At 38.8% G+C, this 16,250-nt stretch carries 10 protein-coding genes; 1 reads left to right on the forward strand and 9 read right to left on the reverse strand.

Features of this window, described 5'->3' with window-relative positions:
- Positions 1 to 142 precede the first annotated feature (142 nt).
- The 9 genes from J2Y60_RS19135 to leuC form a co-directional block, all read right to left on the reverse strand.
- Positions 143 to 1,015: a hypothetical protein gene (locus J2Y60_RS19135; RefSeq protein ID WP_309922628.1), complete on the reverse strand. Its 873-nt coding sequence runs from the start codon at positions 1,013 to 1,015 to the stop codon at positions 143 to 145.
- Positions 1,016 to 1,862: 847 nt separating this feature from the next.
- A complete protein-coding gene (locus J2Y60_RS19140; RefSeq protein WP_309922631.1) occupies positions 1,863 to 4,571 on the reverse strand; it encodes a cation-transporting P-type ATPase in 2,709 nt (902 codons plus the stop codon).
- A gap of 90 nt (positions 4,572 to 4,661) precedes the next feature.
- Positions 4,662 to 5,867, reverse strand: coding sequence for a DUF1501 domain-containing protein (locus J2Y60_RS19145; protein WP_309922634.1), 1,206 nt, complete (start codon positions 5,865 to 5,867; stop codon positions 4,662 to 4,664).
- Positions 5,868 to 5,964: 97 nt separating this feature from the next.
- Positions 5,965 to 7,386 (reverse strand): DUF1800 domain-containing protein, encoded by a 1,422-nt coding sequence (locus J2Y60_RS19150; protein WP_309922637.1) that lies wholly within the window; start codon positions 7,384 to 7,386, stop codon positions 5,965 to 5,967.
- 552 nt (positions 7,387 to 7,938) lie between these two features.
- Complete coding sequence (gene leuB, locus J2Y60_RS19155; RefSeq protein WP_309922639.1) at positions 7,939 to 9,000, reverse strand: 3-isopropylmalate dehydrogenase; 1,062 nt, start codon at positions 8,998 to 9,000, stop codon at positions 7,939 to 7,941.
- A 446-nt stretch (positions 9,001 to 9,446) separates the two neighbouring features.
- Positions 9,447 to 10,958, reverse strand: coding sequence for an alpha-isopropylmalate synthase regulatory domain-containing protein (locus J2Y60_RS19160; protein ID WP_309922642.1), 1,512 nt, complete (start codon positions 10,956 to 10,958; stop codon positions 9,447 to 9,449).
- 186 nt (positions 10,959 to 11,144) lie between these two features.
- Complete coding sequence (gene leuD / locus J2Y60_RS19165; protein ID WP_309922645.1) at positions 11,145 to 11,741, reverse strand: 3-isopropylmalate dehydratase small subunit; 597 nt, start codon at positions 11,739 to 11,741, stop codon at positions 11,145 to 11,147.
- Between the two features lie 91 nt (positions 11,742 to 11,832).
- Entirely contained in the window at positions 11,833 to 12,204 is a 372-nt protein-coding gene (locus J2Y60_RS19170; RefSeq protein WP_309922647.1) for a GxxExxY protein, read from the reverse strand.
- A 65-nt stretch (positions 12,205 to 12,269) separates the two neighbouring features.
- Positions 12,270 to 13,667 carry a 3-isopropylmalate dehydratase large subunit gene (gene leuC / locus J2Y60_RS19175; protein WP_309922650.1) on the reverse strand — a complete coding sequence of 466 codons (1,398 nt, stop codon included), beginning with the start codon at positions 13,665 to 13,667 and terminating at the stop codon, positions 12,270 to 12,272.
- 308 nt (positions 13,668 to 13,975) lie between these two features.
- On the opposite strand from leuC, the gene J2Y60_RS19180 reads away from it, so the two are divergent.
- Positions 13,976 to 16,165 (forward strand): sodium-translocating pyrophosphatase, encoded by a 2,190-nt coding sequence (locus J2Y60_RS19180; protein ID WP_309922653.1) that lies wholly within the window; start codon positions 13,976 to 13,978, stop codon positions 16,163 to 16,165.
- Positions 16,166 to 16,250 lie beyond the last annotated feature (85 nt).

Raw genomic sequence — 16,250 nt, forward strand, 5'->3', positions numbered from 1 at the left:
TCAAAGAAATATCCCTTATTTTTTTCAATAATCTCTTTAAAATTTTTCACATTAAAACTTCGTGAAAAAAGTGTTGCATTTCCTGTCATTTTAATAAGTTTTTAAAATCTCTACATAACCCCTTCTTTACTTAACATTAATTCTATAGATTATATCCTTGTTGTTTTAAGAAATCTATGAATTTCCATTCAAATTCATCTATTGTCAGTATATATCCATTTTGTTTTTCAACAATGGAGTTTATGTGGTAAAATTCTCTACGACGTTCTTGAAAAATATGAATAGGAAATTGTGAGTCATATGGCCATCCTTCCATAAAAATTTTATCGTATATTGATGCCCATTGTAAATTTGAAATATCAATAGAACTAATTTTCCTAAAAAGTTCTTTGTAATAAGGTGATAAGTCGTTTTTTAGATTTCCATTTTTGTCCTTATAAATATTGGGATTCCATCCCAGTTTAGGCAAAATTTCATTAAAAAGCATAGCTCTAAAATGTGCACTTAAAGGGAGCATACTCGAGGTTAATGCAGAAGTACCAATAAAGTAATGTATTATAGGGTCTTCCTCTTTTGAATTAATAAATGTTGTATTCTCATTTATACTTAAAAAGAGAAAATCTTCAATATCTAATAATTCTAATAAATTAACTACTTCTAGATGTGCACCTTCAATCGTATCATCAATTTCAACAACTTTCCCATCAACTATTTTTTTTCCATCAGTATACACTTTAAAATCAGTAGATTCTAAAATTGATAGTTTCTCGCTTGATTTATAATAAGCATCTTTTATCTTATCTAAATTTATAGGTAATCCATCTGGAATACGTTTAGTTGTTTTACCAAAAATATTCAGAAAACAGCGCAATGAGGAAGAGATTTTTTTACCTATTAAATTTTCTATCTCTAAGATATCAGACTCTTCTACAGACTTAAAATCTTGTTCTGAGGCACTTTTTATTTTAATTAAATATTCTTTTGCAGATTTATAAAAATCAAGATAGTTTACCATAATTTATTATTTGACTTATTAATAATTTACTCGAAATTTAAAATCTTCGTTCTTTAACATTTTCCAAATGGCATCTCAAAGAAGCTAAGTCGAAGAACGAATAAAAAGAATAGTAATCTTAATACACTACGACGACAAGTTACCTATTACACTTTGACTATCAACAACTTACAACCATTATTCCTAGCGAGACACTTAAGTCCCTCGCTAGGAATAGGAACAGCTTAAAGTACATACCCTCTTTTATTATCTTCTTCCAACCACGGCGGTAATACCTTATGCTCAGCGTAAAAGGTATTTATTTTATCAAAATATTCGTCATCTGTTGATACTAGATAAGGCGTTTTTGAAGATTCTTATGAAAAAATCATATGCATTGATGGGGTACAATTCCATTACAAAATCATTTTCACTAAACATTTCCAAATGTAAAATACATATTTATTAATAAATAGCCTAATACACCAGTCCAAGCATTTTTCCCCTTATTATTATTATTAAAGATGAGTTCACTTGTTTTATCAAGTCTAATGCTAATTTTCATGCTATTATATTAAGTCTTTCACCAACGTGTAAATCTAATGTTGAAAAATAATTATCAAATGTAATTGTGGTTTCTAAGTTAGTAACATTTTAGTAAAAATTCCCTTGATACAAAGTAAACGGTTGGAAAACATTGCAGACAAAAATAAGTTGAGCGTTACGCACTTAATCGTTTGGAGTCGTAGGATAACCTACGACTAGAGATTGGGCAACTTAGGTAGGGACGAATCGCATTCGTCCTATTTCGTCCATTTGTACGTGTATGTGGGCGTATGCAATACGCCCCTACATTTTATTTTTCTAGTTAACTAATCACCTTCAAAAATCGTTTCAGCAATTGAACAAGGACTACTGGCATCCAGCTAGTAATAAGGATGATTGACCAGATAGTAAAATCCAGCTTTTGAAGTCCAATGATTTTATTAAGCGGACTTACCCAGTAGAACGTAAGCATAATTACGATACATAAACCCAAGGCGGCCCACACAAATTTATTCTCGGTAATCTCGTTTTTGAAAAAAGATATCTTGCGAGATGACAAGTTGAACACATGCCACAACTGCGAAAAGGCGAGGCTAAAGAAGGTGATATTATTGCAAATTTTAGCATCCATCTGCAAGTAAACACTGCAATAACACGTAACGCCAATGATAGGAAGGGCTAGCAAACTGGCATAGACAAGTATATTTATCCAATCCTGTTTGACGACAATGGGTTCCTTCGGATTACGTGGAGAGAGGCTCATTATCAACTTATTACCTTTGCCCATGCCCAATGCCAAGGCAGGGAAAATATCCGTTACCAGATTCAGAAATAGAATTTGTAGTGGCAATACTGAAAACGGAAAGTTAAGCAAGCCATACAAAAATACAATGACGATTTCGCTTAAATTACATGAAAGTAAATACACCAAAAACCGCTTGATATTTTGAAAAATCACCCTTCCTTGCTCTATGGCAACGACAATTGATTTAAAAGAATCATTTTTCAACACCATCTCAGCCGTTTCAATCGCTACTTGCGTACCTCTCCTACCCATCGCAATCCCTATTTCTGCTTTCTTCAAGGCAGGAGCATCGTTAATGCCATCGCCTGTCATCGCTACTATGTCGCCCCTTTTTTGATAGAGACTTACCATATCTAGCTTTTGCTGAGGAGTCACCCTTGCAAATATCGTGGCAGCAAACAATTGCTTTTTATCAGGCTTACTCTCTAAGTCTTTGCCTGTAATTACTACATTCTCAGCATCTGAAAGTTGTATCGTCTCAGCAATGTTAAGGGCTGTCGCAGGGTGATCTCCTGTTATCATGATTACTTTGATGCCTGCATTTCTACACGATTGCAAAGCGCCCGATATGTCTAAACGTGGTGGGTCTAAAAACCCAATGAACCCGACAAAGGTCAACTCTTTTACCATGTTATCATTCGAAATGTTATTGGCTTCATTAAAAGCAAAACCCAACACACGTGTCCCCTGTGCCTGAATTTCTTCTGCTTTTTGTAGGAATTGATTCTTATCTTCTTCCGTTAGCGAAACTATTTCACCTTGTTTATAAAAGGATTTACATTGTTGTAAAATGGCCTCTATCGCTCCCTTTACCGCTACGAAATTGGTATCACCTTTTTTGTGCAACGTCCCCATCAACTTTGTTTCTGAACTAAAGGCTTCTTCGGCAATACGGGGGTATTCTTGTTGTATTTGCGAGATATTTACGTTGTTTAGTCCAACAAAATTTAATAGCGATATTTCGATAGGGTCGCCGAGTTGTTTGTCTTTTTTCTTCTCCTTTTTCTCAACTACGGCATTATTACATAATAGCGAAATCAGCAAGATTTTCTCTAAACTTGCCTGATTGGCTTTAGCGTCTGCTTCGCCAACGGTATTATTTTCTACCTTGAAGGTATTATCAAAAAACGAGATGTTATTTACCTGAATTTTGTTTTCTGTCAGCGTACCCGTTTTGTCGGTAAAAATGGTGTTTATTCCCCCGAGGGTCTCTACAGATGCTAATTTTTTAATCAACACCTTTTTTTCTGCCATACGCAACATACCATACGTAAGGGCAATGGTAGATACTACAGGCAGTCCTTCGGGAATGGCGGCCACGGCTAAGGCGATGGCTGTTTCAATAATCAGGTAAAGTTCTTTGCCTTGTAAAAAGCCTGTGATGATAAATATGGCGGCAAATATGGCGGTAAGCCACATCAATTTGGTAGTAAGTCCTTGTAGTTTTTTTTCGAGTGGCGTCGTTACTTGTTTGGCATTGTCAACCAGTGCCGTAATTTTCCCTAATTCAGTATGCAAGGCCGTTCCAACAATGATGGCTTTGGCATTTCCTTTAATGACCGACGTGCCTTTGAATATCATATTCGTTTGGTCGGCTAGGCTGGTATCTTTATCGAGGGGTTCTAGGGTTTTGGTAATGGGCATTGATTCCCCCGTCAGGGGCGATTCATCTACTTCAAATTGGTTGATTTCTACCAATCGGGCATCTGCCAATACCATATCCCCAGCTTCTAGCACTAAAATATCTCCTGGCACTAGCTTCTCAGAAGGGACTTCATTTAAGGTATTATCTCGCCAAACTTTCGACAGACTGACATCCATACTTTTTAGCTGATTCATTGATTTTCGAGCTTGGAGTTCCATAAAGAAACCCAAAGCTGCCGTAATGAATATTACGCCAATGATAGCAAAACCTTCAAGCCAATCTTTAAAATAAAGAGACGCACCACTGGCCAAGACCAACAACAAAATAATAGGACTCTTGAATTGTTCTATCAACAGCAAAAAAATACTCTTTTGCTTCTGCTCTTCATACCGATTCAGCCCATACGTCTTTATTCTTTTGTTGATACTCCCCTCCGCCAGTCCGTTTGTTAAATCCCCTTGAAGCGTATGCACAATTTCTTCAAGGGGAATCGAAACCACATCTTTAATAGGATAATTATGAACTTTTTTAGTTGATGAATTATCAGTTGTAGTATTATCAAGGTTTTTAGAGGCCATCATTTAGGTTTAGGTTTTAATTAACTTTTCATAAACTACTTATCATCATACATTTGTCAATACTCAAGTTTTCCCCTTGATCAAGGATGTCTTTCAAACAAAATCCAACACATCAAAGCGTTTTCCTAGTATTTCTTCATCGTTGACAAGTAACCAATTACGGAGCAGGGTAGCATAAATCTTTCTAAAATCTACCGAATACTTTAAATCGCCTTCATCCAAATCAGTTAGATTAGGCGCTTCGTTGAGGATTTTATCAGCTTTCAATTTTCCCCCCATCAAAAACACATTGTTCGCCGTTCCGTGGTCAGTTCCTCCGCTGGCATTTTGTTTTACCCTTCTACCAAATTCAGAGAATGTCATCATCACCACGTCATCCAACTTGTTGTTTTGTTTGAGTTCATTCAAAAATACATCCATTGTTTCGGCATAATTTCTTAACAAACGTTCTTGCTGATTTACCTGATTGACGTGGGTATCAAACCCTGAAATGCTGACATAATAGATATTGGTCGGCATCCCCGAGAGTATCAGTTCGGAGATAGTCTTTAACCGTTGCCCCAATTCCCCATTGGGGAAAGTAGCTTTTGTTTGATAAATTTTCGATTTGGCATGAAGGTATTCTGCCGAAGAGGAGGTTTCTGCCAAGGTTTTATACAGGTAACTCACATTATCTGAATGGTCGGCAGGTTGTGTTTTAGCGATTTTAGCGATAAAATCTCCATGCACTTGTCGGTATAGTTTTTCGGGGTCTAATACAGCCAAACCTTTTAATTTCTCCCCTTTCATAGACAAACTAAGGGTATCATCTATTTCAAGGACGTTGTAAGAGGCACAGTCGCCCGAACAATTGGCATCTAAATAACGCCCTAACCAACCCGTTTGTAAATATTCATTCGGATTAGATGCCGTTTGCCAAATATCCATCGAACGGAAATGTGAACGGTCGGGATTGGGATACCCCACATTGTTGATGATTCGCATAAAACCATTGTCATACCAAGGTCTTAGCTTTTCCAAGGCTGGGTTCAACCCTATTTCATCATTCAGGTTAAGTACTTTATTTCTCTCGACAGCAATCGTCGGGCGTTCACGGTAATAAATATCGTTACGGTAAGGCACAACCGTATTAAGGCCATCGTTCCCACCTGAGAGTTGAATAATGACTAATATTTTATCAGGAGCACCCTTTGCACTCCCTAAAGATTGCTGTTCAAAAGCTTTTAGAAAATTCGGAATCATTAAGCCACCTACTGTTGCCAATGCCGAACGTGTGAGAAATTCTCTGCGGTTGACCATAATGTTGTGAGTGATGAGTTTAGTATTTAAATCTTTATGGCTTTAATACTAAGCCTTATAGACAATATTGTTATTTGACGCTTGATTGACCGCCACTTTAACACAACTGATATTCGGGGAGGGTCATTAAGGCTATCATCATTTTCTTGATGGTTTCTGGCTGACTCTCTTTCCCCAGTTTAGCGATTAATCCTTTTTTTACATCCTCATTAATAGGCACTTGCAAAATGTATGCCTCGAGGGTATCTAACAACGTTTCCCGATTTTGTTGGGTAAAATATGTTGAAAATACTTCCCAGTTCATATCGGTTTCAAGGGTATTTTTCTTTCCCTTGCGGGTTTGAAAATCTGTATTTACATCTCCGTCCGACTTCGCAACGGTTTTTATCACCGTATTATTAAACATTAAATAGGGCAACTGCATCCTAAATAACAAACTTGAGCTATCTATCCAGCTTTTACCTCCAGCCCAGCCCGCCACGTTCGGCGGATATAATAATACCTGTCCCAATACACGTTGCACAAAAAGTAATGATTGTTTTTCGACCAAGTTAGAACCCGTAGTTCGCTGTAAACCCACGATAAGCTCGACAGGAGATTTAATGTGTGTACCAACATTACGCTCTTCGTAGAACCATGCACTATTGAAAATAGTCTCCATCAAATCGGCAATATTGTACTCATTTTTATAGAATTCATCTGCCAATTGACTGACACGGTTAGTATCCACCTGCTCGTTTACAAAGTTTTTGTAGATTTTGGTAACAACAAAATTGGCAGTTTCCTTTCGTTCCAAAATCATTTTGATGATGTCTTCCCCCGTAAAGTTGCCCGTTTTTCCAAAGACCACCTTCGTATCATCATCATGTTGTTTAGTATTGAAATAAAACCCCGTTATTTTTCTATCAAATTCCCAGCCCGTAAATGCTCTGGCGGCTTCTTTTACGTCGTGTTCTGTATAATTCCCCCTACCGAGCGTAAACAGTTCCATTACTTCACGGGCAAAGTTTTCGTTAGGGCTACGTTTCTTATTTTGTTGATTATTCAAAAACTGGAGCATAGCCGCCTCTTTGGAGACCGCCATCAGCAAGTCGCTAAACTTCCCTAATGAATGTTGACGGATGGTATTTAGGTAACTTTGGGCAAATAGTGGATTGGGTGTCCTACAGGCAAAATGTCCGTGCCAAAACAACGCCATTTTTTCTCGCAAGACGCCCTTTGAATTTGCCATTTTGTCTATCCAAGTAGTATTGAGTAGTCCCTCCTCCTCCTTTACCATCTTGTTCAACTGCTTGATACGTTCTTGTGTGGTAAGGGTAGTATCTTTTTTTATCATTTGTAGCTCTGAATAAATATCCATTTTATCAACCGTATAAATGGGTTCAAAGCTTTCAGCGTCTTTCAATAACTGTTTAACATTCTTCTTGATAGACTTATGGCCAAGCTGAGTAATCACTTCAGGCTTTTCGCCAAAGCCCGCTCGCCATATAAGGTGCTGGATGGATTTTTCCTTATTCATAATATCGTCGAGTTTAAAATGAGATACCTCTTAGAGTAAGAACGGACGAAAAGGTTTAATTATTAAAATGATACTTCATATTATTTAATTTATATTTTAATAGTTGCTCTTCAAGATGTTCTGAAAGGGAATCTTACTGCTATATTACCCCTTCGGGGTTTGGTGGGTATTGACAATTATTTTTTCCCTATAATCATACCATCCCTTCGGGATTGATACACGTTGATTATACGGCATGGTTGAAGGATATTACAATGGGGGGAAATAAGCGTTAAATCCCGAAGGGATGGTAGGATTATAGAAATCCCAGATAAAAGCAATTATATAAACTCCGAAGGAGTGACAGGTTCTTGTTACTATGTGTCACCTCTTTGAGGTTAGGATTACTGGCAATTATCTTTTCTATAATCATTCCATCCCTTCGGGATTAGATACTTTGATTTTACTGTATTCATCGAGAGACTACGAAAGGCATAAAAAAACATTCCTGTTTAGAGCGATACATATATCTCGCCTAAACAGGAATGAAGAAATTATAATAACATAAAAATTTTACCCAATCTGAGCAGCCAACCAATCTCCTACTTCTGAAGTAGAGAATGCTTTTCCGCCATCAGCAATATCAACTGTTACAACGCCTTCTGCCAATGATTTGTTCACGATGTCTTTGATTTCGTTTGCTTCATCCATCAATTTGAAAGCATATTCAAACATCATCGCTGCTGAAAGTACTGTTCCTAGTGGGTTAGCAATGTTTTTGCCAGCAGCCTGTGGGTAACTTCCATGGATTGGCTCAAATACTGATGTATGTGTACCGATAGAAGCTGAAGGCATTAAGCCCATTGAACCAGAAATTACTGATGCTTCGTCTGTTAAAATATCACCGAACATATTTTCAGTAACCATTACATCAAATCCTTCTGGCCATTGGATAATACGCATTGCAGCAGCATCAACGAATAAATATTCAGTTTCTACTTCTGGATATTCTTTTTCGATGCCTTGTGCTACTTCTCTCCAAAGTCTTGATGTTTCTAATACGTTTGCTTTGTCAACGATACATACTTTCTTACGACGCTTCATCGCATATTCATACGCTAAACGTACAATTCTATCAACTTCTGGCTTCGTATATTCACATACGTCCCAAGCTTTGTCGCGTGTTTCGTTTCTTCCTTTGTCGCCGAAATAAATACCGCCTGTTAGTTCACGAATACAAACGAAGTCTGCATTTTCGATCAATTCTCTTCTTAATGGAGATTTGTGCAATAATGAAGGGAATACTAATGTAGGACGAATGTTGGCATATAATCCTAATTTTTTACGCATCGCCAACAAACCTTGCTCTGGACGAACTTTAGCTGATGGGTCGTTGTCAAAACGTGGGTGACCTATCGCACCAAACAATACTGCATCTGCCTGCATACACACTTCGTGTGTTTCGTCTGGATATGGATTACCCGTTGCATCAATCGCTACTGCTCCTGTTAAAGCATGTGTCAGATTAATTTCGTGGTTATACTTTTTACCGATTGCATTAACTACTTTTAATGCTTGTTCAATTACTTCTGGACCGATACCGTCTCCGGCTAATACTGCAATATTTAATTTCATTTTTTTGGACTTGAGGACTTTCGACTTTAGGACTCAAGGTTTTTTTTAGATTTAAGATTTTAGACTTTAGGACTAAAGGATTTTGGGACTTTAGACATTAGATTTTAGACACAAGACGCTAGATTTTTAGACTTTAGACGCTCAATTTGAGGACTATAAATTTTTGAATTTCTACATCCTCAAAATCATTTTCTATTAGCGGGTGGCTTAAGTCACCCACTAATAGAAAGGATTGACTAATGACTAAAAAGATTTTATTTTTAGACGTTGGACTATTGGATTTTGTGATTTGTAAGATACAATAAATACCTCTTTCTCCTTTTTCCATTCCTAGCGAGGGACTTAAGTCCCTCGCTAGGAATGATTTGAAGAGTAAAAATTTAATCACTCATTCACTAACTCACAACTTACTCAAAATCACTCATTCACAATTCACTAACTCACCACTAGATAAGGTTCAACATTTTCTGTGTCGCCTTAATCGCTGATACCGTTTGGTCAGAATCTAGTCCTCTGGTTTTGAATTCTTTGCCTTTATGTTCCCATGTAATAATGGTTTCACAAAGTGCATCGGTATTTCCACCTGGGGGAATCCTCACAGCATAGTCTGTCAACATCGGAAGGTTTACTTCTTTCTTTAGATACACCTTCTTCAAAGCATTCATAAAGGCATCATACTGACCGTCTCCCTGTGCATTTTCTTCAAAAATATGCCCTTCAATTTTCACCCTGATGGTAGCCGAAGGACGAAGATTTTTAGAATGTGTCAACACATAATTGATTACCTCCACTTTCTCTTCAATGGTATTGCTATCAATCACATCTGAGATAATGTAAGGTAAATCTTCTTGTGTAACCACCTCCTTACGGTCGCCAAGTTCAATGATTCGCTGTGTTACTTTTTTCAAATCCGCTTGCGATAACTTGATACCCAGTTTCTGAAGGTTCTTCTCGATATTCGCTTTGCCAGAAGTTTTTCCCAAGGCATATTTACGTTCTCTGCCAAAACGTTCGGGCATCAAATCGTTGAAATACAAGTTGTTTTTATTATCCCCATCTGCATGAATACCAGCAGTTTGTGTAAAAACGTTTTCACCTACTACAGGCTTATTCACGGGGATTCTAAACCCAGAAAAAGTTTCGACCAGTTTACTAACCGAATAAAGCGACTCTTCCACTACCGTCGTTTCAACATCACACATAAAGTCTTTCAGCACGGCGATGGTACTTGCTAGCGGAGCATTCCCTGCCCTTTCACCCATGCCATTGACTGTCAAGTGTAAGCCATGTACGCCTGCTCGCACTGCTTCCATCACGTTGGCAATGCTTAAATCATAATCGTTATGTGCGTGAAAATCAAAGTGTTGAGTTGGATAACGCGTTACAATCGCCGATAGGAAATCATAACATTCACGTGGCGTAAGCACTCCTAGCGTATCGGGCAACAATACTCTTTCGATAGGCTGGGTACTTAGGAAATCTAGAAACTGATACACATACTCTGGCGAGTTGCGCATGCCATTACTCCAGTCTTCTAAATAAACATTGCATTTAATGTCTTTAGAACGAGCTAGCGTAAATACCTCCGCAATCTCAGCAAAATGTTGCTCAGGCGTTTTTTTAAGCTGATGTACTAAATGATTCATCGACCCTTTGGTAAGGAGATTCATCACTTTTGCTCCAGCATCAATCATCCAGTTTACCGACGTCTCGCCATCAACAAAAGTCAGCACCTCGATTTTATCAATCAATCCGTTTTCGCTTGCCCAGCTAGTAATTTTTTTAACCGCCTGAAATTCACCGTCGGATACTCTTGCAGAAGCTACTTCTAAGCGATCGACTTTTACTTCTTTCAATAATAATTGAGCGATTGCTAGTTTCTCAGTAGCCGAAAAAGACACTCCGCTGGTTTGTTCTCCATCGCGAAGTGTCGTATCCATTATTTCTATATGTCGCATATATTTGCTGTAAGCGATGAGCTGTGAGCTATGAGCTATGAGCTATGAGGTTTGTGTGTGCTATAAGCTATGATTCTTAAGCTATATGTATAAACCATAGGAGACTCCTAATAGACTAATACTGAAGCTTAATACTCAAAACTTATAGCTCGATGCTCATAGCTGAAGGCTCACAGCTTAAAGCTCTTAATAAATACTTTTACCTGCAAAATCACCTATTTCCGCCTTCATTGCTTGAAGATAATCAATGTCGTCAAAGCCATTGATAAGGTTATTTTTCTTATAACCGTTGATAGCAAAGCTTTCTTGTTCGCCTGTAGCAACGATGGTGATGGTTTGTGCAGGAAGGTCTACCTCCAATTCAGCGGCTGAATCGGCTTCGATGGCCAAGAAGATTTTATTCAAAAATTCAGGGCTTACTTGTACTGGCAGAATACCTACGTTGATGGCATTTCCTTTGAAGATATCAGCAAAGAAGCTTGATACTACGCAACGGAAACCATAATCATAAATAGCCCAAGCGGCGTGTTCACGGCTTGAACCACTTCCGAAGTTGTGACCACCTACGAGGATTTTCCCTGTGTAAGTAGGATTGTTCAATACGAAATCCTGTTTTGGTGAGCCGTCGGTATTATAACGCCAGTCACGGAATAAGTTATCGCCAAATCCTTCACGTTTCGTAGCTTTTAAGAAACGAGCAGGGATGATTTGGTCAGTATCAACGTTCTCAATTGGCATTGGAACGGCAGAAGAACGAAGTATGTTAAATTTGTCGTAAGCCATATTTTTGTTTGATTATCTTAATTTTTTGTACTAGGCAATCATCTTACACAGAGGTGAATAGAGATTAAATGAGAACCACAGAGTTGAATGATTATCTTATAAATCTTCTGATACCGTTTTTCAAAATAGGAACATTAAAATTTATTAACAGCCCTACTTTCTTATCAGCAAACTTCATATAAGTTAAAATCTGAGCATCATGAATTGGATGCAACACATCAACACTTTTCAATTCTACCACTATTCTTCGTTCAACCAAAAAGTCCATGCGGTAACCATATTCTAGATAGATTTCTTTGTAATTGACAGGAACAACCTTCTGTCTTTCAAAAAGTAATCCTGCTTCATTAAGTTCGAAAGCTAAACACTCTTCATAAGCAGATTCTAATAAGCCTGGTCCTAAATGTCTATGAATTTCAATACAACAGCCAATAATTTTTCCAGTAATCTCATTATTTTCCATCTTACCTCTCGGTGTATCTCAATTGTTAACGCTGTGGAACTCTGTGTAATGCAATAAAAAGCCTACTATAATAATTCTCTCGGGTCAGTAACCACGCCTGTAACAGCCGCAGCCGCAGCTACTAATGGACTAGCTAACAAGGTACGAGAACCCGGTCCTTGGCGACCTTCAAAGTTTCTGTTTGAAGTACTTACTGCATATTTTCCAGCAGGAATTTTGTCGTCATTCATTGCTAAACAAGCAGAACAACCTGGCTGACGCAATTGGAAACCAGCCTCAGTCAAGATGTCATAAATACCCTCTTCTCTGATTTGAGCCTCCACAATGTGTGAACCCGGAACAATCCAAGCAGTGATGTTATCAGCCTTCTTGCGTCCTTTTACGATAGAAGCAAAAGCACGGAAATCTTCTATACGACCGTTTGTACAACTTCCGATAAACACATAATCCACTTGCTTGCCAAGCATACTCTCTTGCTCGCCAAAGCCCATGTAGTTCAATGATTTATCATAAGTAGCCTTACCGCCTTCTACAGATTCAGCCGTTGGAATATTTTTAGAGATACCCATACCCATACCCGGGTTAGTACCATAAGTAATCATCGGTTCGATGTCGGTAGCATCAAAGGTGTATTCTTTATCAAATACAGCATCAGCATCCGTTTTCAATGTTTTCCAGTAAGCCAAAGCTTTATCCCAAGCCTCGCCTTTTGGCGTTTGTTCGCGACCTTCAAGGTAATTGAAAGTAGTTTGGTCAGGAGCAATCATACCACCACGAGCACCCATTTCGATACTCATGTTACACACCGTCATACGACCTTCCATCGACATATTTTCAAATACATCACCAGCATACTCTACAAAGTAACCAGTAGCACCAGCAGTAGTCAATTGCGAAATGATGTATAAAGTAACGTCTTTCGGCGTTACACCTTTACCCAATTTACCATTTACGTTTACACGCATTTTCTTAGGCTTCGGTTGCATAATACACTGTGACGAAAGCACCATTTCAACCTCAGAAGTACCAATACCAAAAGCAATTGCACCAAAAGCACCATGTGTAGAAGTATGCGAGTCACCACAAACGATAGTCATCCCCGGAAGAGTGATACCATTTTCTGGGCCAACCACGTGTACAATACCATTTTTAGGATTATTCAAGCCCCAGTGAGAAATACCATATTTCGCCGAGTTGGTTTCCAAAGCTTTCAACTGATTAGCAGAAAGAGGGTCAGCTACGGGAAGGTGTTGGTTAATCGTCGGAGTATTATGGTCAGCAGTAGCAAAAGTGCGGTTTGGAAACATCACACCAATACCTCTTGTTTCTAAGCCTAAAAAAGCAACTGGACTAGTAACTTCATGGATAAAATGACGGTCGATGAAGAAAACATCTGGGCCGTCTTCGATTTTACGAACAACGTGGGCATCCCATACTTTGTCGAATAATGTTGTTGGTTGCATATTATATTTAATAATTAAAATTCTGATGGTACAAATTTGAGAAGAATTATAGATAAAGTATTAACGAATTAAGTTCAAAAAATAGCGTTTTTAGCCCATTATCAATTATTGGTCGTAAAAAAGCATTCAAAACACTTCTCAAAAACAAAATTAATTAGAATTAAACATTATTTTATTGTCAGATAGATATTTTAAGTCCAATTTTTTCTTGAAATAGTTTTTTTATAAGAAACTTAAAAATGTATATTTGTGACAGTAGCTATGAATTTTAATTGTAAATCTTAAACTAAAAACCTTCCATTACCATTATGAATGACATTATTTACTTAGTACCAGCCTTCGGAATAGTAGGATTAATCTACACTGCTTGGCGTTTTAGCTGGGTTTCTAATCAGCCCGCTGGCAATGCCGAAATGCAAAAATTATCTGGTTATATAGCAGATGGAGCTATTGCCTTCTTAAAAGCTGAGTGGAAAGTATTAGCCTATTTTGCCATTCCAACAGCAGTATTATTATTTTGGTTAGGGTCTGACAAAGGCTCTGCCGAACATCCTATTCATTCGTCACCCCTGATAGCCATCGCATTTTTAATTGGTGCTTTGCTATCAGCTACAGCAGGATACATCGGGATGAAAATTGCTACCAAAGCCAACGTCCGCACGGCAGAAGCCGCCCGCACGTCGCTATCGAAAGCCCTTGATGTTTCCTTCACAGGAGGTTCCGTAATGGGTATGGGCGTAGCAGGATTAGCCATTTTAGGTCTCGGAGGCTTGTTTATAGCCTTTTATAATATTTTTGCACAAGGTCAGGCATTGACCTCTGACGAAATGAAAACCGCTATTGAAGTATTAGCAGGGTTTTCATTAGGAGCAGAATCTATCGCCCTTTTTGCCCGTGTAGGTGGAGGTATCTATACCAAAGCAGCTGACGTAGGAGCGGATTTAGTAGGAAAAGTAGAAGCAGGTATTCCCGAAGACGATGTGCGTAACCCTGCCACCATCGCAGACAACGTAGGTGATAACGTAGGAGACGTAGCAGGTATGGGAGCAGACTTGTTTGGGTCGTATGTAGCCACTATTTTAGCGACGATGGTACTCGGACAAGAAATTGAAGTAATTGATAACTACGAAGGCTTTTCGCCTGTCCTATTACCGATGTTGATTGCAGGCGTAGGCTTGTTAGCATCTTTAGTTTCCACTTTCTTCGTAAAGATTAAAAATGAAACATCATCAGTACAGAACGCCCTTAACTTAGGCAACTGGGTATCTATCCTCATTACGTTTATTACTTCGTATTTCTTAGTAAAAAACATCCTGCCCGAAACCCTTAATTTACGTGGCTTTGAATTTACATCTAATGGTGTTTTCTATGCCATTGTCGTTGGTTTAGTCGTAGGCGCATTGATGTCGATGATTACAGAATATTATACAGCAATGGGCAAACGTCCAGTATTATCCATCATCGAAAAATCGGGAACTGGTCATGCGACCAACATCATCGGCGGTTTGGCAGTAGGGATGGAATCAACAGTATTGCCTATTATCGTATTGGCAGGCGGTATTATTCTCTCTTATAAATTTGCAGGATTATACGGCGTTTCGATAGCCGCAGCAGGTATGATGGCGACAACGGCCATGCAATTAGCCATTGATGCCTTTGGCCCAATCGCTGATAATGCGGGCGGTATTGCCGAAATGTCGCAACTACCTCCAGAAGTGCGCGAGCGTACCGATAATTTGGATGCCGTAGGGAACACTACAGCCGCAACGGGTAAAGGATTTGCCATTGCTTCGGCAGCACTTACGTCGTTGGCATTGTTTGCTGCCTTTGTGGGTATCGCAGGCATCAAGGCCATTGATATTTATAAAGCCGACGTATTGGCAGGTTTATTTATTGGCGGGATGATTCCATTTATTTTCAGTGCCTTGTGTATCTCGGCAGTGGGGAAAGCCGCTATGGAGATGGTAAACGAGGTACGTCGCCAGTTCCGTGAAATACCGGGGATTATGGAATACAAGGCTGAACCAGAGTATGAAAAATGCGTAGCGATTTCTACCGAAGCATCTATCAAGCAAATGATTTTGCCAGGTGCAATTGCCTTAATTACACCAGTGCTCATCGGCTTCACCATGGGGCCAGAAGTATTAGGCGGTTTATTAGCAGGAGTAACAGTATCAGGCGTATTGATGGGAATTTTCCAGTCGAACGCAGGCGGTGCTTGGGACAATGCCAAAAAATCGTTTGAAAAAGGCGTCTTGATTGATGGTGTAATGTACTACAAAAAATCAGAGCCACACAAAGCATCTGTAACAGGCGACACCGTTGGTGACCCATTCAAAGATACTTCTGGCCCATCTATGAACATTCTGATTAAGCTAATGTCAATCGTATCCTTAGTAATCGCACCTTATATTGCTGTACATACTACGGGCGTTGGGGCGAAGATTGAGAAGAAGGTTGTGCCTGTTGTGAAGGTTGTTGAGAATGGGAAGATGTAGTAGTGTTGTTATAAAAATATGGTGTTTTTAACCAGGCGTCGGTCGCTTCATCCCCTGCCCCTTCTCCTTCAGAGAAGGGGTTCTT

The sequence above is a fragment of the Arcicella sp. BE140 genome (assembly GCF_031456255.1).
Lineage (GTDB): Bacteria > Bacteroidota > Bacteroidia > Cytophagales > Spirosomataceae > Arcicella > Arcicella aquatica.